This is a genomic window from Photobacterium galatheae, from assembly GCF_000695255.1.
Classification (GTDB): Bacteria; Pseudomonadota; Gammaproteobacteria; order Enterobacterales; family Vibrionaceae; genus Photobacterium; species Photobacterium galatheae.
This window is the reverse complement of the sequence record NZ_JMIB01000030.1, coordinates 67,279-88,407: the sequence shown is the minus strand read 5'-3', so window position 1 is coordinate 88,407 and position 21,129 is coordinate 67,279. Positions and strand designations below refer to the sequence as shown.

Sequence of the window (21,129 nt, the reverse complement as noted above, 5' to 3'; positions counted from 1 at the left end):
GTCCAGGATTATTTCAGATCGTACAGCACCTGACCAGTCATCTCTGACGGGATTTGAAGCCCGGTCAAGGACAGCATGGTCGGTGCCAGATCAGACAGCTTGCCGTCTTCTTTCAGAGTGAGTGCTTTGTCACCGACGTAAATCAGCGGAACAGGCAGGTTGGTGTGCGCGGTGTGCACGCCGCCGGTTTCCGGATTGATCATCATTTCAGCATTGCCGTGGTCGGCTGTGATCAGCAGCTGGCCGTCGGCTTCTTTGATTGCTTCAACGACGCGGCCGATGCTTTCATCAATCGCTTCACAGGCTTTCACTGCGGCATCGTAGACACCGGTGTGACCAACCATGTCACCATTTGGATAGTTACAGATGATCATGTCGAACTCGCCGCTTTTGATCGCCGCAACCAGTTTGTCGGTCAGTTCAGGTGCGCTCATTTCAGGTTGCAGGTCGTATGTTGCCACTTTTGGTGACGCGACCAGTGCGCGGGATTCACCGTCAAATTCGTCTTCGACGCCGCCATTGAAGAAGAAGGTGACGTGCGCATACTTCTCAGTTTCAGAAATACGCAGCTGTGTCTTGCCTTGCTTCGCCAGCCACTCACCCAAGGTATTTTCCAGACTTTCCGGTGGGAAAGCCGATGGCAGGTGAATGTCTGCCGCATATTGAGTCAGCATGACGAAGTGCAGCGCAGGGAAATGCTGACGGGCAAAGCCAGTGAACTCCGGCAGGAAAGCGCGGGTGATCTGACGGGCGCGGTCAGCGCGGAAGTTCATGAAGATAACGGCATCGCCATCCTGCATTGCTGCATCCGGCTGGCCTTCAGCACGGATCACAGTGGCTTTCACGAATTCGTCGTTTTCATCACGGGCATAGGCCGCTTGCAGGCCAGCGACCGCAGACTCAGCAGAAAACTCGGCTTTTGCTGCGGTGAGCAGGTTGTAAGCGACTTCAACGCGTTCCCAGTTGTTGTCCCGGTCCATGGCGTAGTAACGGCCAACCAGAGAAGCGGTGCGGCCTTTACCCAGCTGGGCAAACAGGGCATCAAAACGCTCCAGAGAAGCCTGGGCACTGCGTGGTGGCGTATCACGACCATCTAGGAAGCAGTGCAGGTAGATGTGCTCTGCACCACGTTCGGCAGCCATTTTCACAGCCGCTTCGATGTGGTCTTCATGGCTGTGAACACCGCCCGGTGACATCAGGCCCATGATATGGACGGCCTTTCCGGCAGAAATCGCGCTGTCCATGGCATTGACCAGCGCAGGGTTGTGCTGGAATTCACCGTCGGAGATCGCTTTGGCAATCCGGGTCAGGTCCTGATAGACCACACGGCCGGCACCGATGTTGGTGTGGCCGACTTCTGAATTCCCCATCTGACCGTCAGGCAGGCCGACGTCCAGGCCAGAGGCAGAAATCAGGGTGTTGGCTTCGTTTGCCATCAGGTTATCCAGAACCGGGGTGTTGGCGTTGGCAATTGCGTTGTTGGCTGTATCTTCGCGATAACCCCAACCGTCCAGAATTACCAGAGCCAGTGGCTTCTTAGCAGACATAAGCTGTCCTCTCCATCAATATGAACAATCTGAAAAATGTAGACCAATTACCTCAACAACCGGCGATGTCGTCTACCAGGGCGCTCAGGTAAGGAGTCAGGTCGGTAATTTTACTACAAAATAACCAACACTTTGTAGTTCAGATCAAACTACGCTGTAAATGGTTTGTTATCTTTACGACATAAAATATATTCAATTCGGTCCGCGAGCGTAAGTCCGGAACATGCGTTTTTTTCTATTTTAGTGATAGGCAAGGCCATCGGACACCGGGATAACGAGACTGAAAGCAGTGAGCCGTGACGCGTAAATGCGGCGGGTGGCTGTACTTCATTCCGGCCACAGGTATACTCAGTTTCCTTAAATTTGGTTGAATCTTGCCGCTGGCCGTTCTTCGGGCAGCCGGTGAAGGTGGATAGAGCGAAAATCATGCAGCAATTCATAGAGTTTGTGACGAGTAATCCGATATTGTCCCTGGTCTGGGTGGGTCTGGTTGTGGCCCTGCTCGCTTCAATCGTAAAGCAGAAAACAGCGGGTTATGCCGTAGTGACACCGAATCAGGCGACAGTGATGGTCAATCGTGAAGACGGCATTTTTGTCGATATTCGAAACAAAGATGAGTTTCAGCGTGGCCATATTGCTGGTGCACTTCACATTTTGCCAAGCGAAATTAAAGCCGAGAAACTGGCACCGCTTGAAAAGTATAAGTCAGCCCCCATCATTGTGGTGTGCAAAACAGGTCAGACGGCGCAGGAAAGTGCCAACCTGCTGCACAAAGCTGGCTTCAGTAATGTGAACCTGCTGAAAGACGGTTTGATTTCCTGGAATGAGGCCAATATGCCTCTGGTCAAAGGAAAGAAGTAAGATTTTGAACGCTCGGGTAGCTGTGTATTTTGGCTACCCTTATTACTCAGGCCGGGCGGCTCCCGGCACAATGACAGATTTCCAAGCGCGAAATCCTCAGAAAAAGGACAATATCATGGCTGAAGCAGCGAACCACGAAGCGCAACAGAACTTCCAAATCCAACGCATTTTCCTGAAAGATGTCTCTTTCGAAGCTCCGAACTCACCTGAAATGTTCCAGAAAGAATGGAACCCGGAAGTGAAACTGGATCTGGATACGCAAAGTCGTGAGCTGGCAGAAGGCGTGTATGAAGTCGTTCTGCGTCTGACGGTGACTGTGAACAATGACTCAGATTCTGCTTTCCTGTGTGAAGTGCAGCAGGGTGGTATTTTCTCTGTTTCTGGTATGGAAGCGCCTCAGCTGGCCCATTGCCTGGGTGCATTCTGCCCGAACATCCTGTTCCCATATGCGCGCGAAACTATTTCCAGCCTGGTTGTGAAAGGGACCTTCCCGCAACTGAACCTGGCACCGGTCAACTTTGATGCGCTGTTCATGAACTACCTGCAAAGCCAGGCTGAAGGCAGCCAGGAAAGCTCTGAAGCCTGATTGGCGGGTACGCATGACTTCAACCACTGAGAACGCAATTACGATGTCAGTGCTAGGTGCCGGCTCTTACGGCACCTCACTGGCCATTTCATTAGCCCGGAATGGGGCCAATGTCATTCTGTGGGGCCATAATCCGGCCCATATCGCACAGTTGGAAACCGATCGGGCCAACGAGGCGTTTTTGCCGGGCGTGGCTTTTCCTGAATCATTGATCCTGACTGCCGATCTGGAAGCTGCGGTGAAAGCCAGCCGGGATTTATTGCTGGTGGTGCCCAGCCATGCTTTTGCGGATGTGCTGAAACAGATGCAGCCATTCCTGCGTGAAGACTCCCGGATTTGCTGGGCTACCAAAGGTCTGGAGCCGGAAACCGGTCGATTGCTGCAGGATGTCGCCCATGAAATTCTGGGGGAAAGCATTCCGCTGGCGGTTCTTTCTGGCCCGACGTTTGCCAAAGAGCTGGCCGCTGGTCTGCCGACTGCGATTTCTGTGTCCTCTCCGGATGCCGGTTTCGTGAAAGATCTGCAGGATAAAATCCATTGCGATAAAAGCTTTCGGGTTTACAGCAACAGTGATTTTATTGGTATGCAGCTCGGCGGTGCAGTGAAGAACGTGATTGCGATCGGCGCTGGGATGTCTGATGGCATCGGTTACGGGGCCAACGCCCGAACGGCCTTGATTACCCGCGGACTGGCAGAAATGTGCCGTCTCGGGGCAGCGTTGGGTGCACAGCCGGAAACCTTCATGGGGATGGCTGGCCTGGGTGATTTGGTGCTGACCTGTACCGATAATCAGTCCCGGAACCGACGTTTCGGTCTGGCACTGGGTCAGGGCAAAGCTGTGGATGAAGCGCAACAGAGTATTGGCCAGGTGGTCGAAGGATACCGTAACACCAAGGAAGTCTGGGTGCTTGCCCAGCGCTTTGGTGTGGATATGCCGATTACCGAACAGATTTATCAGGTGCTTTATCAGGGCAAAGATGCCCGAGAGGCGGCCAGAGATCTGCTGGCCAGGGCGAAGAAAGATGAATAACGCCCTCCAGGAGACGCAATCAGAATAAAACAGCGCGGGCAGTGAAGCCCGCGTTGTTTTTTTTGCTGAGAAGTTTAAAGTGATATCCAGACTCACTGTCAAGCAGCCGGATATCGGGCGGAGGCAGTTATATGGTGCATATACAGAAAGGATATACAGGGGACGACGTGAGGGAGTGTCAACAGAAAGCCGTCTGGAAAACCATCAAGCAGGAAGCGATCGTACTGACGGAACAGGAACCGATGCTGGCTAGTTTTTACCATGCCACCATCATTAAACACGATAATCTTGGGGCTGCACTCAGCTATATTCTGGCGAATAAGCTGGCAACACCGTCGATGCCTGCGATGGCTGTGCGCGAGGTGATTGAAGAGGCGTATGCCGCAGATCAAATGATTACAGAGTCGGCTGCCTGTGATATCCGGGCTGTGGTTGAGCGAGACCCGGCCATCAACAAGTTCTCTGTGCCTTTACTCTATCTGAAAGGTTATCACGCCTTGCAGGGCTATCGGGTGGCCAACTGGCTGTGGAAACAAAACCGGGAAGCCCTGGCAGTATATCTTCAGAACCAGATTTCTGTGAGCTGTCAGGTGGATGTTCACCCGGCAGCCCGGATTGGACAGGGCATCATGTTTGACCATGCCACAGGTATCGTGATTGGTGAAACGGCAGTGATTGAAAATGATGTGTCGATTCTTCAGGATGTGACCCTGGGCGGTACGGGTAAAGAGTGTGGCGATCGTCACCCGAAAATTCGTGAAGGGGTAATGATCGGCGCGGGTGCGAAAATCCTGGGGAACATTGAAGTCGGTGAAGGAGCTAAGATTGGTTCTGGCTCTGTGGTGCTGGCGCCAGTGCCTGCGCATACCACGGTTGCCGGTGTGCCGGCAAAAATCGTGGGTCGGCCTAGTTCGGATAAACCCTCAATGGATATGGATCAGCAGTTCAACGGTGTGTATCAGACGTTTATTGCCGGTGACGGTATCTGACATTGTATCGTTGCGAAGCAAAAGGGGCCATTAGGCCCCTTTTGCGTTTTTGCCCCGGCTTATTTTGCCCCGGCAAAGTCAAACTGACGCCAGGCTTCATACGCAATAATTGCTGCGGCATTGGACAGGTTCAGGCTGCGGCTGTCTGGATGCATGGGAATACGCAGGCGCTGTTCCGGCGCTAAACTTTCGATCACCTCAAGTGGCAGGCCCCGGGTTTCTGGGCCAAACAGCAAAATATCCCCTGCCTGAAAACGGGCTTGTGTGTGGTACTGAGTCGCCTTGGTGGTACAGGCGAACAGGCGACGTCCGGCAGTGGCTGCCAGAAAGGTTTCGAAATCCGCGTGGCGATGAACATGGGTCAGATCGCGATAATCCAGCCCGGCACGGCGCAGTTTTTTCTCTTCCAGATCAAACCCCAGCGGCTCAATCAGGTGCAGATTTGCACCGCAATTGGCACACAGGCGGATAATGTTGCCCGTATTGGGCGCAATTTCAGGTTCATACAGGGCAATATCAAACATGCTCAAGTTTCACAACGGCAAAAGCGTTATTGTAGCCTGTCTTGTGGTAGGCAAACCAGCGCGGTAACACAGGGCGTGATGCTCGGATGAACGACTTTCCCCGTAGCCGGTTAGGGAAGGTCGTCCGACAGATTATGCAGAGACTGAAGTCGCTAGGGGCTGTCCCTGGGGAGCCAGTGGCAGCGTCAGGGTGACTCTCAGTCCCCCGAGCGGACTCGGACTGGCCGTGATACTGCCATTGTGCTGGCGAATGGCATTTTCCGTGATAGCCAGCCCGAGCCCGGTGCCGCCGCTGTGACGGTCTCTGGCCGTGGATACCCGGTAGAAGGGTCGGAAGATATCTTTCAGTTCTTCATCCGGTACCCCGCTGCCATTGTCATCCACCGTGATGGTCAGGCTGTGGTCATTGGCACTGAACTGCACATCGACCCGGTCTTTGCCATAGTAGATGGCATTGCGAACGACATTCTCCAGTGCACTGATCAGCAGCTCAGCATTGCCGGTCAGCGGCCAGGGCAGAAGAGGGCCACAGGTCAGCGATTTCTGATGCTGACTGGCTTCAAACTCTGCATCATCCAGCATGTCTTGCCACAGGCTGACCGCATCGCTTTGCTCGCGAGCTTCCTGACCGTGGATTTGCATACGCGACAGCTCCAGCAGTTTGGCGATCATCGCTTCGAGCCGTTCGGCTTCGGTATCAATCCGGTCGAGTTCCTGACTGTTGCCCTGCTTACGCTGGGCGAGCGCTGTGGCCATTCGAAGCCGGGTCAGCGGCGAGCGCAGCTCGTGGGAGATGTCGGACAGCAACCGCTGCTGACCGCTGATCATCTGGTTCACCGAACTCACCATCTGGTTGAAGCTGGCCCCGGCCTGACGGAATTCTTGCGGCCCCGAAGTTTCCAGTGTCGGATCCTGGGTAAACTGACCGCTGGCAACGCGTTGGGCGGCCTGTTGCAGCTTTCGGGCGGGGCGGCTGAGCGCCCAGGCCAGCCAGAGCAGCAATGGTGTGCTGACGAGCATTGTCAACAGTAACAGATGAAATGGCTGGTCGAGGATGCGCAGGAAAAAGGGCGGTGGCCGATGAGTAAACCGACCGATGTACATCAGCGCGCTTTGTCTCTGATCGCTGATCAGAAATGGCCCGGCGACCATCCAGCGGCCGTAGAGTTTCTGTCTTGGGTTGTCCGGGCTATCGGCACTCGTAATGAAGTTCCGCAGGGCTTTGGTCCGTTCGTGCGGGGTCAGCAGTTCACCGTCAAGGCTGGTAAAATAGAGTTGCATGCCTTTGTGGCGCTTGGGATCAGCCAGCGGCAGCAGCTTGTCTTCCAGACGACCCTGCCCATGACTCAGGCGATTTGAAATGCGTTCTGCTGCGGCCTGATATCGCTCCAGCTCCGGCTTGGGAATGGTGTGTTGGGCTCGGGGATCCAGGTGAGGCAGCAATAACAGCACCAGCACAACCAGCATCAGCGTCAGCCAGAAGATTGCGAAGATCCGGCTGGATAGCCGGTTGAGCATCGGCAGCTTCATCCAGCCTCCACAAAGAGGTAACCCTTGCCGCGCAGGGTTTTGATCCGTGGCTTACCATCCGCTCTTGGCGGTAGTTTTTTGCGCAGGTTCGAGACATGCATATCAATGGCTCGGTCAAAGGGGGCCAGACGTTTGCCCAGAACCTCCAGACTCAAGGTATGCTTGGTAACCACAGTGCCCGGGTGACGGATCAGGTGACTCAGCAGCGCCAGCTCTGTGGCTGTCATCTCGATGGGGATGCCATTGCAGGTCACTTCCTGGCGGCCGGGATAAATCGTCAGGTCCAGATAGGTGAGACTGTCGGTTTCCTGTGGGTTTTCCTGCACCAGACGGGCGCGTCGCAGAATGGCTCGCATTCTTGCCAGCAGTTCCCGGTCACTGAATGGTTTGGGCAGATAGTCGTCTGCGCCCAGCTCTAACCCTAACACCCGGTCAATCTCTTCACCTTTAGCCGTCAGCATGAGCACTGGGGTACTACGGGTTTCACGGAGTTTTCGCAGCATTTCAATCCCGTTCATTGCTGGCATCATCACATCGAGCAGGATCAGGTCGGTGTCGTCGTCTGCCATCAGCAGACCCTGCTCGCCGTTATGGGCGATGCGGACGGAGAATCCCTCTAACTGAAGAATGTCGCTGAGCAGTGCCGTTAATTCGTTGTCGTCATCGACTAAAAGTATATTTGCCATACCAATCTTCGTGCCAGTTCACTATACATTTAAGTATCTCTTATGGCCGTATGCAGGCCAAGCAGGATAACAGTGCTTTACCCAGCTTTACGTTTTCACGACAACCCTTTACCTGCTGGGGCGTAGACTCAGGGGTAACAGAGACCAACAGAGCGAGATAAATGATGAAGAAGATGATGAGCCAAGTCATGAAACGTCGGGTTGCCATTGTGCTGGCGGTGCCACTGATGCTGGGGTCAGTCTCCGCACTGGCCAGCGGCAAAGGTCATCATGGCCGGGACTTTGACGGTTGCGGCGGGCCACATGCAGATCGCAGTATTCTCCGTTCATTGAATCTGAGTGATGCCCAGAAAGCGCAGATGCGCAGCCTGCGGGAAAGTTATAAAGACGGGATGCGTGAACAGATGATGCAAGGTCGTGAGGCAATGCAGGCCAACCACGACAAAATGCAGGCATTGATGCTGGCAGATAACTTTGATGAAAATGCAGTCCGGGCGCTGGCGAAACAGATGTCTGATCAGCAGATTGATCGTCGGGTTGCCATGATGAAGCAACGTCATGAGATGCTGAATCTTCTGACGCCGGAACAAAAAACTCAGTACAAGAATTTACGGGCTGAGAAACAAGCAGAATGCACGGCGAAGTGGAAAGAGAAATACAGTGAATAATTCTGTTTTCAATGGGTAATATAGCAGCCACAACTTGATGTTGTGGCTTTTTTTGTTGTCACTCTATGCTGAACTTGTCAATTTTGTTATTAAATTTCATCATAAAACCGCTATACTGCGGAGAAGATTTATCTGGCCATGTGGCTAAAAACAGCCATGCTCAGAGAGTCCGATGACGAAGCGGCTGAGATTGCAAACTCAGGATATACTTAGGGGCATAAAGCTTTGCAGCGTCTTCCCGCACAAAATGAACGATGGATTCCAGTCTGCGGAAAAGTCTCTCGGCGCATGGCAAGTTTACGTGATATGAATCAATACATCATTTTTCTAAATTGTAATACTCCTACATTAGTAGGAAAGTTACAGTTTACGCGAGTCGCAGCCCAGAGGGTGCGTGGCGGAGTCGGTGACTTGGGCCAGCTCGTGCAGGAAAGGATTTTTCATTTCCCAAAGTCAGAGGGTAACCATGATTAAAAAGATTGGTGTTTTGACCAGCGGCGGCGACGCCCCAGGTATGAACGCAGCGATTCGCGGTGTAGTGCGTGCCGGTTTAACGGAAGGCCTGGAAGTTTACGGTGTATACGATGGCTATCAGGGCTTGCATCAGAACCGTATTGAAAAGCTGAGCCGTTCCAGTGTATCTGACGTGATCAACCGGGGCGGTACTTTTCTTGGGTCTGCACGCTTCCCTGAGTTTCGTGACGAGAAGGTCCGTGCTCAGGCGATTGAAAACCTGAAGATTCATGGCATTGATGCACTGGTGGTGATCGGCGGTGACGGTTCTTACATGGGGGCGAAAAAGCTGACCGAAATGGGTTACCCATGTATTGGTCTGCCAGGCACCATTGATAACGATGTGGCAGGGACGGATTACACCATCGGTTTCATGACGGCATTGAATACTGTGATTGACGCGATTGACCGTCTGCGTGATACATCGTCTTCACATCAGCGGATTTCCATTGTGGAAGTGATGGGCCGCCATTGTGGTGACCTGACGCTGATGGCGTCGATTGCCGGTGGTTGTGAATACATCATCACCCCGGAAACCGGTCTGCACAAAGAAGAGTTGCTGGCCAAGATCAAAGAAGGTATCTACAAAGGCAAGAAGCATGCGATTGTCGCGATTACCGAACTGATGACCGATGTGAACCAACTGGCGAAATACATCGAGTCTGAAACCGGCCGTGAAACCCGTGCCACAGTTCTGGGTCACATTCAGCGTGGTGGTCAGCCAACGGCATTCGACCGGATTCTGGCTTCACGCATGGGTGCTTACGCAGTGGATCTGCTGATTCAGGGCGAAGGTGGCCGTTGTGTGGGTGTTCAGAACGAGAAACTGGTGCACCACGACATCATTGATGCGATCGAGAACATGAAGCGTCCGGTTCGCAAAGATCTGTATGCAGTTGCGGACAAGCTGTTCTGATACCACAGAACTGAAGCTGAACTAAAAAAGCCGACCTGAAGTCGGCTTTTTTGTATTTACAGCCTTCTGAAAGGCTGCGACATCAGATGCAGCACTGGCCGCACCTGATGGCAGATGTCTTATTTCTTCGCTTCAGCAGCGGCTTTTGCAATCGCAGCAAAACCTTCTGCATCCAGCGCCGCGCCGCCAACCAGAGCGCCGTCGATGTCTGGCATCGCGAACAGCTCAGCCGCATTGCCTGCTTTCACAGAACCGCCGTACTGGATCACGACTTTCTTCGCGACTTCTTCGCTGAAGGAAGCAATGTGCGCACGAATTGCTGCGTGAATTTCTTGCGCCTGTTGTGCGGTTGCTGCTTTACCGGTCCCGATCGCCCAGATTGGTTCGTAAGCGATGATGGCGCCATTCAGCGCTTCCACGCCCTGAGTTTTGATCACAGCGTCCAGCTGACGAGCACAAACCGCCACAGTTTCACCGGCTTCGTTTTGTGCTTCTGATTCACCGATACACAGAACTGGAGTCAGGCCGTGCTCTTTCAGGAAGGCAAACTTCTTGGCAACGAATTCATCAGATTCGTTGTGGTATTCACGACGCTCAGAGTGACCGATGATGATGTGGCTGGCACCGAAATCTTTCAGCATTTCTGGTGAGATGTCACCGGTGAAAGCGCCGCTGGCGTTCACATCGACGTTCTGAGCACCCAGAATGATGTTGCTCTTGCCCTGGCTAATCAGACGCTCTGCCAGATCCAGATACATCGCAGGTGGCGCGACGGCCACGTCAACACCCTCAACGCCAGCCAGCGCGGCATCCAGACCTGTCAGCAGGTTGGTGACCATCTCTTTGCTGCCGTTTAGCTTCCAGTTACCCATAACTACAGGATGACGCATACGATTTTCTCCATATCTATGTGATGTCTAAATTCAGACGAAACTGAACACACAACTGTCCCTGGTCAGCAGTGTGTTCAGTGTCGTCTGCCTTTCAGTTCGGGACGTCCTGATACCGATGGCAAAAACAACGTCAGTATACGTCGGATAGATGTAAACTTCCTTAATCTTGAGCAAGCTCCTCGTTGTTTGTACCGATTTCAGGGCCAAAAGTGAACTCTGAGCTGTAACTTTTTTTCATTCCCGGAATGGGCGTAGACAGTTGTTTTGTACGTGGAAAGTGATCTACAGAGGATTTCAGGACTGTGTGGTCGCCTGGGCCAGTAAAATCGGCTAATTTAGACGGCGATTGACGGAATTTACAGGGAATGCCTGAGCATCAAGGAGAGACGTATGCCACACCTGAAATTGGAATTTGCTGATCCTGTCGCGGAGCGGGTGAATGTTGCCGCGTTGCTGGAAGATTTGCACCAGTCGTTACTGACGTGTGGGGTCTTTGAGCCTGCATCGGTCAAATCCCGCGCTTATCCTTGCCATCAGTGGCAAGTGGGGGAAGGCGGTGATGCCCGGAATTTTATTCATGTGGAGCTGGCGCTGTTGTCCGGTCGGGACAATGATTGTAAGCGCGGACTGGCGGAGCGTCTGATGCCGTTGCTGGAACAACATGCTGCATCGATTGACAGTCTGACCATTGAAATCCGTGATATGGCAAGCGAGACCTATCTCAAGGCCAAGCGCTGAGTCGGTGAGCAAGGGGACAGAAACAAACGGGCCGTCAAATGACGGCCCGTTTGTTTCTGAGAGTAAGACTATGCCTGACGGCGGAAGGGCATGATCTCTGCCTGCTGCTCGGTCAGGGTTTCTGGTGCCGTCAGCGACTGGGCAAAGCGATGAAGTTGCTGTTGCAGCTCGGCCCGGAGCAGCATATTGGTGTGAATCGGGTTTTTACCCCGGGCGATAATCTGATTGATATGACTCAACTGTGCCCGTAGCCTGGGTTGCATGGCTGGACTGGCATTGCGGATAATGTCTTCACTCATGCTCAGGCGCAAGGCTTCTAATTTTTCCGGCGCGGTTTCTGCCAGTTTTTTGAGTTCATCAAACGGTGGTAATGTCTGCATCACTCGTCCCCTTACAGCCAAAATGGCCAAAACTGTGACACCCTTAACACTAGATGGCGGGAACAAAAAAAAGCGTCTCATTGACGAGACGCTGAATGATTGGCTTAACCGGACTGTCCAGGAAGTCGGACGATTTACCAGTAATGTTCGACGGTGATCTGGCCGGGTTTCCGGCGCAGGTTTTTGATGAAGCCGCGTGCTTCCAGCGCGGCTTTGGTATCTTTGACCATGGCCGGGTTTCCGCACAGCATGAACTGACAGGTTTCAGGATTCAGCGGAATTCCCACATGACGTTCCAGCATGCCATCGGCAATGGCCTGCGGAATCCGGCCGGTGAGTGCCAGTGGTGCCGGTTCGCGGCTGACGAAGGGCTGAACGATGAGCTGCTCAGGATATTTGGCCTTGAGTTCATTGATTTCCGCCTGATAACTGAGATCGGCAGCGAAGCGGACGGCATGAACCAGCACAATTTTTCGAAACCGCTTCCAGGCGGTGTCTTCGCGCAGAATCGACAGATAAGGACCCAGTGCCGTACCCGTTGACAGTAGCCACAAAACCTCACCGTCAGGCACTTCATCTAATGTGAAGAAACCATTGGCCCGGGCCGTGATAAATACCTCATCTCCTTCTGCCAGTGCATGCAGTCTGGGGGAGAGCAGGCCGTCGGCGACCCGGGTCGCGTAGATTTCAATTTGATCGCTGCTGGGCGGATTCACAAAGGAGTAAGCACGCTGAACCATTTTGCCGTCGCATTCCAGCGCCAGCTTCGTAAATTGCCCGGCTTTGAAGGGCTCAATATTCGCCGTCAGCGTCAGACTGAACAGTTCGCTGTTCCAGTGACGATTCTTGATAACCTTGGCAGGGATCCAGTCGGCCATTGTGATCTCCTTTTACATAATCAGATGCTCAGATTGGGTATATCCGGTAACTGCAGCGACGTTGACCCGCAATGATGTGTTCACTGCGCTCAATCGCGACATCGTCGCCCAGCAGACGCTGGAAAACGGTCAGTTCAGATCGACATAAAGAGGGGCAACGTTTGGCGGCATGGCAGATGGGGCAATGGTTCTCGATGAGAATGAAGCCGTGATCATCCGGCTCCAGCTGTGCCATGTAACCTTCCTTTTCCCTCAGTGTAGTCAGGATCTGAAGTTTTTCTTTTAAATTTTCTGCCTTTGCGATGGCTTGCCGGTACTGATTGAGAGTGTTGTCCTCTCGTTGATTCAGTATTTTTTGCAGCCCTTCCTGACCAAACAGGTTTTCCACCGAGTCCAGCATCTGGATGATCAGATCACCATGACGATCGGCGAACTGTTCATGTCCTTTCGCTGTCAGATGCCAGTGACGGGTCGGGCGGCCGACTTTGGCTTTGATGTCTTCAAAACCGACCAGACCATCATCTTCCAGTCCTTGCAGGTGCTGGCGGACGCCCATGGTCGTCAGCTTCAGCTCTTCGGACAGGACTTTGGCAGTCACCGGACCATCCTGTTTCATCCGGTGGAGAATTTTATCTATGGTTTTCATGGTTGTATTGCTTGTGTTCATTCGGCCTATTATGTCGCCGACTCAGTATATAAAGCAACGACTTTACTAAATAGCATAGTCCAGTTTGCGAGAGAATACCGTGAAAGTCTGATGATGATCAGGACGTTATTACCCGGCCGGAGAGAAAACAGGCCGGGAAACAGGCAGGTTTTACAGAATGTGGGGCAGAATCGCCGGGTCTTTACGATCGAGGTAATGGATTGACTTGATGCGGCGGATTGTCCGGCATTTTCCGCGGATCAGCAGGGTTTCCGTGGTGGCAATGTTGCCCTTGCGGGTGATACCGTCCAGTAAGTCGCCTTTCGTGATACCTGTTCCGGCAAAAACGACGTTATCGCTTTTGGCCATTTGTTCCAGTGGCAGCACTTGGTTCGGTTCGATCCCCATTTCCCGGCAGCGGTTGATTTCCTGCTGCCCCATTCGGTAGTTGTCGTCACTGCCACCCTTGACCAGAAAACGCGGCAGCAGCCGGCCCTGCATGTCGCCGCCCAGCGCACGAATCGCGGCCGCAGAGACCACGCCTTCCGGCGCGCCGCCGATGCAGTACATCACATCGACTTCGCTGTCAGGCATACAGGTCAGAATCGAAGCGGCCACGTCACCATCCGGCACGGCATAAACTCGGATACCCAGTTCCTGCATGCGGGCAATTACGTCGTCGTGACGGGGTTTGGCCAGTGTGATGACGACCAGAGTCTCCAGGCTTTTGCCCAGTGCGGCTGCGATATTGTTCAGATTTTCTTCCAGCGGCAGGCTGAGATCGATGTGGCCTTTGGCTGCAGGACCGACGACCAGTTTTTCCATGTACATATCCGGTGCTTTGAGAAAAGCGCCTTTTTCGCCTGCTGCCAGCACGGCAAGGGCATTGTTCTGCCCCATGGCGGTCATCCGGGTGCCTTCAATCGGATCGACGGCAATATCCACAGCGTCGCCACCGACCCCCACTTTTTCACCGATATAGAGCATCGGCGCTTCGTCGATTTCGCCTTCGCCGATCACAATCTCACCGTCAATTTCAGTTTGATTGAGCAGGGTACGCATGACGGCCACTGCGGCGCCATCTGCGGCGTTTTTATCGCCTCGGCCCAGCCATTGATATCCAGCCAGTGCGGCACCTTCGGTGACACGGGAAAAAGCCATCGCCAAATCGCGTTTCATGGGAACTCCTGAATCAGACAACTACAGATGATGAAAATCTGCGCAATTGTATCACAGACCGCAGGAAATCGTTTTCCTGTCGTGAAAAGTAGGGGATATGTACTGTAAACAGACAAGCCTGCCGGGGCGGCAGGCTTGTCTGTTCGTTGAACCATCGGGGCGGTGAGATTACTCTTCTTCGTCGATAGCCCAGCCTTTCGCACATTCAACGGCGCGTTTCCAGCCGTTGTAGCGACGGGCACGTTTGCTGTCATCCGGACATGGTGTGAAGCTGCGCTCCAGCACGGCTTTATCCTTCAATTCATCAATGCTGCCCCAGAAGCCCACAGCCAGACCCGCCAGATAGCCAGCACCCAGAGCGGTGACTTCTGTGATCACCGGACGGTGAACTTCAGTGTTCAGCAGGTCAGACTGGAACTGCATCAGGAAGTTGTTAGCCACGGCACCGCCATCGACTTTCAGGGCTGCCAGATGAATTCCGGAATCGGCCTGCATCGCATCCAGTACATCACGGGTCTGGTAGGCAATACTTTCCAGTGTGGCACGGATCAGATGGTTGCTGTTCACACCACGAGTCAGGCCAACAATCGCGCCGCGGGCATACGGGTCCCAGTATGGTGCACCCAGACCGGTGAAGGCCGGTACAACGTAAACCCCGTTGGCACTGCCGACTTTTTCGGCAAAGTATTCAGAGTCTTTGGCATCGCCCAGCATTTTCAGCTCGTCACGCAGCCACTGAATCGAAGCACCCGCCATGAACACCGCACCTTCCAGCGCATAGGCCGGTTCGCCTTTCGGTCCACAGGCCAGGGTGGTCAGCAGACCGTTTTGCGAGGTGACCTTTTCTTTACCGGTATTCATCAGCAGGAAGCAGCCTGTACCATAGGTGTTTTTCGCCTGACCGGCTTCCACACACATCTGACCGAACAGCGCTGCCTGCTGGTCACCGGCAATCCCGGCGATTGGCACCCGAGTGCCGCCTTTACCACCGATGTTGGTCTGACCGTAGACTTCAGAAGACGCTTTGACTTCCGGCATCATCGACAGCGGAATATCCATGGCCTTCAGCAGTTTTTCATCCCACTCCAGAGAGTTGATGTTAAACAGCATGGTTCGAGAGGCGTTCGTGTAGTCGGTGACATGCACACGGCCTTGAGTCAGCTTCCAGATCAGCCAGGTATCGACAGTACCGAACAACAGGTTACCGGCTTCGGCCTGTTCGCGGGCACCTTCAACGTTGTCCAGAATCCACTTGATTTTGGTGCCGGAGAAATACGGGTCGACCACCAGACCGGTGTTCTCACGGATATAGTCTTCCAGACCTTGTTCTTTCAGCTGCTGGCAGATGTCGGCGGTACGGCGGCACTGCCAGACAATGGCGTTGTAAACCGGCTTGCCGGTGTTTTTGTCCCAGACAATGGTGGTTTCGCGCTGGTTGGTGATCCCGATCCCGGCCAACTGGTCGGTACGGATGCCGGCTTTCGCCAGTGCTTCCACCATGGTAGAGCTCTGGGAGGCCCAGATTTCCATCGGGTCATGTTCCACCCAACCGGCTTTTGGATAGATCTGGGTGAATTCGCGCTGCGCTGTGCAGACGATATTGGCGTCGTGATCCATGATCACGGCACGTGAGCTGGTGGTTCCCTGATCGAGTGCGACGATGTACTTTTGTTCTGTGGTCATCTGAGTGTCCTCTTATCTCTGATAATTATAGGTATATCGGGGAGTCGCGCCGCAATCAGGCTTGCGCGGGTTCTTTTTCTTCATCAGTTTCACTTTGATTCGACTGGGTACCGTGGTTACCCGGCAGATAAACAGCAATGGCTTTCGGATAAAGCCAGGCACCGAAGCAAGCACCGGCAATCGGAGCAAGTACAGGAATAATGAAATACGGAATATCCTTACCACCAGTCAGGGCCATCTCCCCCCAGCCTGCCAGATAAGCAAAGAATTTCGGGCCGAAGTCGCGGGCCGGATTCATGGCAAAGCCGGTCAGCGGGCCTAAAGAGGCACCGATCACTGCAATCAGCACACCAATCAATACAGGACCCAACGGACCGCGTGGTGCGCCATTTTTCTCATCACCAATGGCCAGAATGGCAAACATCAGGACGGCTGTAATCACAAACTCCACCGCAAAAGCACCAGAGAATGAAAGGCTTGGGTTTGGATAGGTCGAGAAGATCCCTGCTGTGGCCAGACTCTCGACACTGCCACGCAGAATGCCATGCGCGTTTTCGAAATCGACGAACAGGTTGCTGTAAAGACTGTATACCAGTGCGGCAGAGCAGAAGGCGCCTGCGAGCTGGGAAAGAATGTAAGGCACAACCTTCGCCTTATCGAAACCATGGAACAGGGCCAGTGCAATAGTCACTGCCGGGTTAATGTGTGCGCCGGAAACGCCTGCCGTACAGTAGATGGCAATGGTGACGCCCAGTCCCCAGGTGAGGCTGATTTCCCATTGTCCGAAGTTAGCACCTGCTAACACAAGCGCAGCAACACAGCCGACACCAAAGAAAATAAGCAGTCCGGTGCCGATGAATTCTGCAAGACATTCGCCGAGCAGTGTGGGGGATTGTCGTTTCGTCATTTGCCAGTCCTTTTGCCGAATTGTAGGTCAGTAAGATGTTATCGTGATGTAATCAAAAAATACTCGAATGGTGATTTTATGGAAAGATTTACGCGCAAAAAATGTGCGTTCGAGCATGTTATTTGTGTTTGTGGTCAATATCGAAGGTCGATCGACAAGGGTGGATTGAGCAAAAACTCTAATTTTCCCGATACTGGCGCGAACACTAGCATGCGTTTTTTTCTGAGCAAAATCCGGAGGAAAAATCTGAGTGGTTGCTAACAGTTCAGGCTAGAACTGCACTGAAAGAACCGGGGCTTGCGTAAAATATTGTGAAAGTTTGCATAATTTTTGCCCGTTTGTGATAAAGCGTGGTATTTGTAGATGCCAGACGTATACGGCCTAGTTAGAATAGGGTCACATTGGATTTGTAATTTGCCTGGTAGTCGCGGTGATATCCCCGAACGATTTGGCGTTGTAACGGTAAGTGAACATCAATCATGCACAGCGTGGCTCACCAGCGGCGATGTGATTGAGTGAGCGTTGGCATTGAAAACGTTGTAATGCATTCAGAACGGGATGCTGTGGTCTTTCGCAGGTACTGATAGGGTGAATACTATGTCTTTAGAGATGCTGGAACAGCTGGAAGCCAAAGTGCAGATGGCCGTGGATACCATTTCCCTTCTGCAGATGGAAGTGGAAGAACTGAAAGAGAAAAACGAAAATCTGGCGAATCTGGCGCAGGAGCTGCGTGCAGATCGTGAGTCACTGGTTCAGGACAACGAAAAACTGCGTCATGATCATCAGGCATGGCAGGAGCGCGTTCGCGCACTGCTGGGCAAGATGGACACCGTGGAATAATGCTGCGGGAACCCCCGGAAACGAAAACAGAGCCTCAAGGCTCTGTTTTTGTATCTGCAGGTTCAGCGCAAGCGCCGGGTTATTCGATGTCCAGTGGTTCTGGTGAGAGAATGACGCCTGTGGTGTCTGCATAAAGGTGGTCTTCCGGCAGGAAGGTGACGCCACCAAAGTTGACGGCAATATCCACTTCGCCGCTGCCTTGCCGGTCGGCCCCAACGGGAATGGAGGCCATGGCCTGAATTCCGATATCCAGTTCATCCAGCTCATCCACATGACGGACGCAGCCGTAGACGATGATGCCTTCCCATTCGTTCTGAACCGCGAGCTGAGCCAACTCCGCATCGATCAGTGCCCGGCGCAGTGAGCCGCCACCATCGATCAACAATACCCGGCCAACCCCGGACTCTGCCAGTACAGTGTGAAGCAAACCGTTGTCTTCAAAGCATTTCACTGTGGTGACCTGGCCCCCGAAAGAGCTGCGCCCACCGTATGAGCTGAACATTGGCTCAACCACGTCGACCTGGTCGAGGTAAATATCACAGAGTTCAGAGGTATTGTATTCCATAAGTTCGCTTCTTTAGTTGGCCAATAAGAGTGTTGGCAAGTCAGAGTGTCTCAGCCAGAATCAGACGCCGACCCGTACACCAGAAATGCCGAGTTCGATTCCCACGTGCCAGTGCCTGACCGGATAAATCTGTCGTCATTGCTGATAACTTGCTGAAAGTATAACCAGCTCAGGCGGCATTGCAATCCCGAACCGATGCTTTAGCGGTCTGCAATCAGCCCAATCGCAAACAGCAGATTTGTCAGCATTGCGGCTCGGATCAGTGTGGCAAACATGGGACGCAGGGCGCGTCCATCGGTTGCGCCCAGCACCTGAGCGCCGTGCGTCAGCAGAAGCGGCGTTGCCAGCAGAAACAGCCAGCCCCATGCAGACTGAGCGGTAAGCGCACTGTAGCACGCAAAGCCGAACAGGCTGACAAGCAGCAAGCCCAGATGATACCAGCGTCCGCCTGTCGGACCGAGCCGGGCTGCCAGGGTGATTTTGCCACAGGCCCGATCGTTGTCCATATCCCGCAGGTTGTTGAGGTTGAGCACCCCGACAGCCAGGAGTCCGCTGGCTGTGGCCGGCAGCAAGATGGTGAGTGAGAACTGATGGCTTTGCAGGTAGTAGCTGCCGCCGACTGCGACCCAGCCAAAGAAAATCAGGACCGCCGGATCGCCCAGACCTCGGTAGCCGTAAGGGCGTGTCCCTAAGGTATAAGCCAGAGCGGCAATGATCGAAGCGATTCCCAGACCGAGGAAAGTCAGCAAAACGGTCAGCGATGGCTTGGCAAGTAGCAATAGCGCGATCCCGCTGATGGTGGTCAGCAGCAGGGTCAGTGTAATGGCTGAGCGCATGGCGGTCAGGGTGATTGCACCACTTTGCAGGCCTCTGACTGGCCCCAGTCGCTGGGCGTTATCTGTCCCTTTCCTGACATCACCATAGTCGTTCGCCAGATTCGAGAGGATTTGCAGAAGCAGGGCTGTCACCAGCGCCAGCAGAGCGACGAGCGGTGAAAAATGGCCTTGTGCAGCTGCAAGGGCGTTACCACACAGTAAAGCGGCAATCGCCAGAAGCAGGGTTTTGGGACGCGTAGCATCAAGCCAGACAGAACGATGAGATAACAGCATGGTTGTCCACAATGTAAATGCGAATGCATATATTATGACAGCTATGCAGAGAAGAACTTTGTTTTGGCGCAAAAGGAAGGGAAAAACGGGACACCGGTCAAAAAGCGGTGCCCCGGGGAAGTGATTACAGAATGAAACGGCTGAGATCTTCGTCTTCGACCAGTTCGCCCAACTGGGACTGAACATAGGTCTTGTCGATTACCTGTGCTTTACCACCCTGTTCAGAAGCGTCGTAAGACAGGTCTTCCATCAGGCGCTCCATCACCGTATGCAGGCGGCGAGCACCGATATTTTCGGTCCGCTCATTGACCTGCCATGCTGCGTCGGCAATCTGGGCAATACCGTCTTCAGTAAAGCTGATATTCACGTTTTCGGTCGCCATCAGTGCACTGTATTGCTCGGTCAGTGAGGCATTTGGCTCCGTCAGAATACGCTTGAAATCCTCACTGGTCAGGGCTTCCAGTTCAACCCGAATAGGCAGACGACCCTGCAGTTCCGGGATCAGATCGGATGGACGTGCCACCTGGAATGCGCCGGAGGCAATAAACAGGATGTGGTCGGTTCTGACCATGCCATGTTTGGTGGATACCGTGGAACCTTCGACCAGCGGCAGCAGGTCACGCTGTACCCCTTCACGGGAGACATCCGGGCCTGAGGTTTCGCCACGCTTACAGATCTTGTCGATTTCGTCGATAAACACGATACCGTTGTTTTCAACCGCGTGAATTGCCTGTTCTTTCAGCTCTTCCTGGTTGACCAGTTTGGCTGCTTCTTCTTCAGTCACTGCCTTCAGCGCATCTTTGATTTTCATCTTGCGCTTTTTGGTGGTGTTGCCGGCCAGGTTCTGGAACATGCCCTGCAGCTGATTGGTCATTTCTTCCATGCCCGGAGGTGCCATGATTTCCACACCCATTTGCGGCGCAGCAACATCGATCTCGACTTCTTTGTCGTCCAGCTGGCCTTCGCGCAGCTTCTTACGGAAGGACTGACGTGTCGTCGAGTTGTTGTCACTTTCTTCGTTTTGGCCCCAGGCATCGCGTGCTGGCGGCAGAAGGACATCCAGGATGCGGTCTTCAGCCAGCTCTTCAGCACGGAAACGAACTTTTTCCATCGCCTGCTGGTGGGTCATTTTCACGGCAACATCAGTCAGATCGCGGATAATAGTTTCGACTTCTTTTCCGACATAACCCACTTCGGTGAACTTGGTGGCTTCCACCTTGATGAAGGGGGCATTTGCCAGTTTGGCCAGACGGCGGGCAATTTCAGTTTTGCCGACACCGGTCGGGCCGATCATCAGAATATTTTTGGGCGTGACTTCAACACGCAGCTCTTCTGGCAGCTGCATCCGACGCCAGCGATTTCGCAGAGCGATGGCAACAGCGCGTTTGGCCTTGTCCTGGCCAATGATATGACGGTTCAGTTCATGAACGATTTCGCGAGGAGTCATTTCAGACATGGGGA

Annotated in this window: 22 protein-coding genes; 8 read left to right on the top strand and 14 right to left on the bottom strand. The window is 53.4% G+C overall.

Annotation, left to right across the window (positions count from 1 at the left end; translation table 11 throughout):
* Positions 1-8: 8 nt before the first annotated feature.
* The gene (gpmM, locus tag EA58_RS15420; RefSeq protein WP_036754711.1) at positions 9-1,547 is read right to left on the bottom strand and encodes a 2,3-bisphosphoglycerate-independent phosphoglycerate mutase; all 1,539 of its coding nucleotides are present in this window, start codon (positions 1,545-1,547) and stop codon (positions 9-11) included.
* A gap of 426 nt (positions 1,548-1,973) precedes the next feature.
* Between gpmM and EA58_RS15415 the strand changes: the two genes are divergently transcribed.
* From EA58_RS15415 to cysE, 4 genes are all read left to right on the top strand, one after another.
* Complete coding sequence (locus EA58_RS15415) at positions 1,974-2,408, top strand: rhodanese-like domain-containing protein (RefSeq protein WP_036754708.1); 435 nt, start codon at positions 1,974-1,976, stop codon at positions 2,406-2,408.
* 115 nt (positions 2,409-2,523) lie between these two features.
* A complete protein-coding gene (secB, locus tag EA58_RS15410; protein WP_036754812.1) occupies positions 2,524-2,994 on the top strand; it encodes a protein-export chaperone SecB in 471 nt (156 codons plus the stop codon).
* A gap of 13 nt (positions 2,995-3,007) precedes the next feature.
* Positions 3,008-4,024, top strand: a complete 1,017-nt coding sequence (gene gpsA / locus EA58_RS15405; RefSeq protein ID WP_036754705.1) for an NAD(P)H-dependent glycerol-3-phosphate dehydrogenase — start codon at positions 3,008-3,010, stop codon at positions 4,022-4,024.
* Between the two features lie 167 nt (positions 4,025-4,191).
* Positions 4,192-5,013: a serine O-acetyltransferase gene (gene cysE / locus EA58_RS15400; RefSeq protein WP_036754811.1), complete on the top strand. Its 822-nt coding sequence runs from the start codon at positions 4,192-4,194 to the stop codon at positions 5,011-5,013.
* A 59-nt stretch (positions 5,014-5,072) separates the two neighbouring features.
* Here cysE and trmL read toward each other — a convergent pair whose 3' ends face one another.
* The 3 genes from trmL to EA58_RS15385 all read right to left on the bottom strand — a co-directional run bounded on the left by trmL (position 5,073) and on the right by EA58_RS15385 (position 7,753).
* Positions 5,073-5,537, bottom strand: coding sequence for a tRNA (uridine(34)/cytosine(34)/5-carboxymethylaminomethyluridine(34)-2'-O)-methyltransferase TrmL (gene trmL, locus EA58_RS15395; protein ID WP_036754702.1), 465 nt, complete (start codon positions 5,535-5,537; stop codon positions 5,073-5,075).
* Between the two features lie 132 nt (positions 5,538-5,669).
* Positions 5,670-7,067, bottom strand: a complete 1,398-nt coding sequence (gene cpxA / locus EA58_RS15390) for an envelope stress sensor histidine kinase CpxA (RefSeq protein WP_036754699.1) — start codon at positions 7,065-7,067, stop codon at positions 5,670-5,672.
* Entirely contained in the window at positions 7,064-7,753 is a 690-nt protein-coding gene (locus EA58_RS15385; RefSeq protein WP_036754695.1) for a response regulator, read from the bottom strand. Before EA58_RS15385 ends, cpxA begins: the two co-directional genes overlap by 4 nt.
* A 161-nt stretch (positions 7,754-7,914) precedes the next feature.
* Here EA58_RS15385 and EA58_RS15380 point away from each other — a divergent pair, with 161 nt between their 5' ends.
* Positions 7,915-8,421: a CpxP family protein gene (locus EA58_RS15380; RefSeq protein WP_235199625.1), complete on the top strand. Its 507-nt coding sequence runs from the start codon at positions 7,915-7,917 to the stop codon at positions 8,419-8,421.
* A 466-nt stretch (positions 8,422-8,887) separates the two neighbouring features.
* Positions 8,888-9,850 (top strand): 6-phosphofructokinase, encoded by a 963-nt coding sequence (gene pfkA, locus EA58_RS15375; protein ID WP_036754692.1) that lies wholly within the window; start codon positions 8,888-8,890, stop codon positions 9,848-9,850.
* A gap of 119 nt (positions 9,851-9,969) precedes the next feature.
* Here the strand turns inward: pfkA and tpiA are convergent, their stop codons facing one another.
* Positions 9,970-10,740 carry a triose-phosphate isomerase gene (gene tpiA / locus EA58_RS15370; RefSeq protein WP_036754689.1) on the bottom strand — a complete coding sequence of 257 codons (771 nt, stop codon included), beginning with the start codon at positions 10,738-10,740 and terminating at the stop codon, positions 9,970-9,972.
* A 393-nt stretch (positions 10,741-11,133) separates the two neighbouring features.
* On the opposite strand from tpiA, the gene EA58_RS15365 reads away from it, so the two are divergent.
* Positions 11,134-11,481: a 5-carboxymethyl-2-hydroxymuconate Delta-isomerase gene (locus EA58_RS15365; RefSeq protein ID WP_036754687.1), complete on the top strand. Its 348-nt coding sequence runs from the start codon at positions 11,134-11,136 to the stop codon at positions 11,479-11,481.
* A 68-nt stretch (positions 11,482-11,549) separates the two neighbouring features.
* Here EA58_RS15365 and EA58_RS15360 read toward each other — a convergent pair whose 3' ends face one another.
* The 6 genes from EA58_RS15360 to EA58_RS15335 all read right to left on the bottom strand — a co-directional run bounded on the left by EA58_RS15360 (position 11,550) and on the right by EA58_RS15335 (position 17,154).
* Entirely contained in the window at positions 11,550-11,861 is a 312-nt protein-coding gene (locus EA58_RS15360) for a DUF3135 domain-containing protein (protein ID WP_036754684.1), read from the bottom strand.
* Between the two features lie 134 nt (positions 11,862-11,995).
* Positions 11,996-12,739: a ferredoxin--NADP reductase gene (locus EA58_RS15355; RefSeq protein WP_036754680.1), complete on the bottom strand. Its 744-nt coding sequence runs from the start codon at positions 12,737-12,739 to the stop codon at positions 11,996-11,998.
* A gap of 28 nt (positions 12,740-12,767) precedes the next feature.
* Positions 12,768-13,385: a helix-turn-helix transcriptional regulator gene (locus tag EA58_RS15350; RefSeq protein WP_036754677.1), complete on the bottom strand. Its 618-nt coding sequence runs from the start codon at positions 13,383-13,385 to the stop codon at positions 12,768-12,770.
* A 171-nt stretch (positions 13,386-13,556) separates the two neighbouring features.
* Positions 13,557-14,564: a class II fructose-bisphosphatase gene (gene glpX, locus EA58_RS15345; RefSeq protein ID WP_036754674.1), complete on the bottom strand. Its 1,008-nt coding sequence runs from the start codon at positions 14,562-14,564 to the stop codon at positions 13,557-13,559.
* Between the two features lie 168 nt (positions 14,565-14,732).
* Positions 14,733-16,247: a glycerol kinase GlpK gene (gene glpK, locus EA58_RS15340; protein ID WP_036754673.1), complete on the bottom strand. Its 1,515-nt coding sequence runs from the start codon at positions 16,245-16,247 to the stop codon at positions 14,733-14,735.
* A 55-nt stretch (positions 16,248-16,302) separates the two neighbouring features.
* Positions 16,303-17,154 (bottom strand): MIP/aquaporin family protein, encoded by an 852-nt coding sequence (locus EA58_RS15335; RefSeq protein ID WP_036754672.1) that lies wholly within the window; start codon positions 17,152-17,154, stop codon positions 16,303-16,305.
* A gap of 597 nt (positions 17,155-17,751) precedes the next feature.
* On the opposite strand from EA58_RS15335, the gene zapB reads away from it, so the two are divergent.
* A complete protein-coding gene (gene zapB / locus EA58_RS15330; protein ID WP_036754671.1) occupies positions 17,752-17,994 on the top strand; it encodes a cell division protein ZapB in 243 nt (80 codons plus the stop codon).
* A 79-nt stretch (positions 17,995-18,073) separates the two neighbouring features.
* Here the strand turns inward: zapB and rraA are convergent, their stop codons facing one another.
* From rraA to hslU, 3 genes are all read right to left on the bottom strand, one after another.
* A complete protein-coding gene (gene rraA / locus EA58_RS15325) occupies positions 18,074-18,559 on the bottom strand; it encodes a ribonuclease E activity regulator RraA (RefSeq protein WP_036754669.1) in 486 nt (161 codons plus the stop codon).
* 200 nt (positions 18,560-18,759) lie between these two features.
* Entirely contained in the window at positions 18,760-19,668 is a 909-nt protein-coding gene (locus tag EA58_RS15320; RefSeq protein WP_036754668.1) for a 1,4-dihydroxy-2-naphthoate polyprenyltransferase, read from the bottom strand.
* Positions 19,669-19,792: 124 nt separating this feature from the next.
* The gene (gene hslU, locus EA58_RS15315) at positions 19,793-21,124 is read right to left on the bottom strand and encodes an HslU--HslV peptidase ATPase subunit (protein ID WP_036754667.1); all 1,332 of its coding nucleotides are present in this window, start codon (positions 21,122-21,124) and stop codon (positions 19,793-19,795) included.
* Positions 21,125-21,129 lie beyond the last annotated feature (5 nt).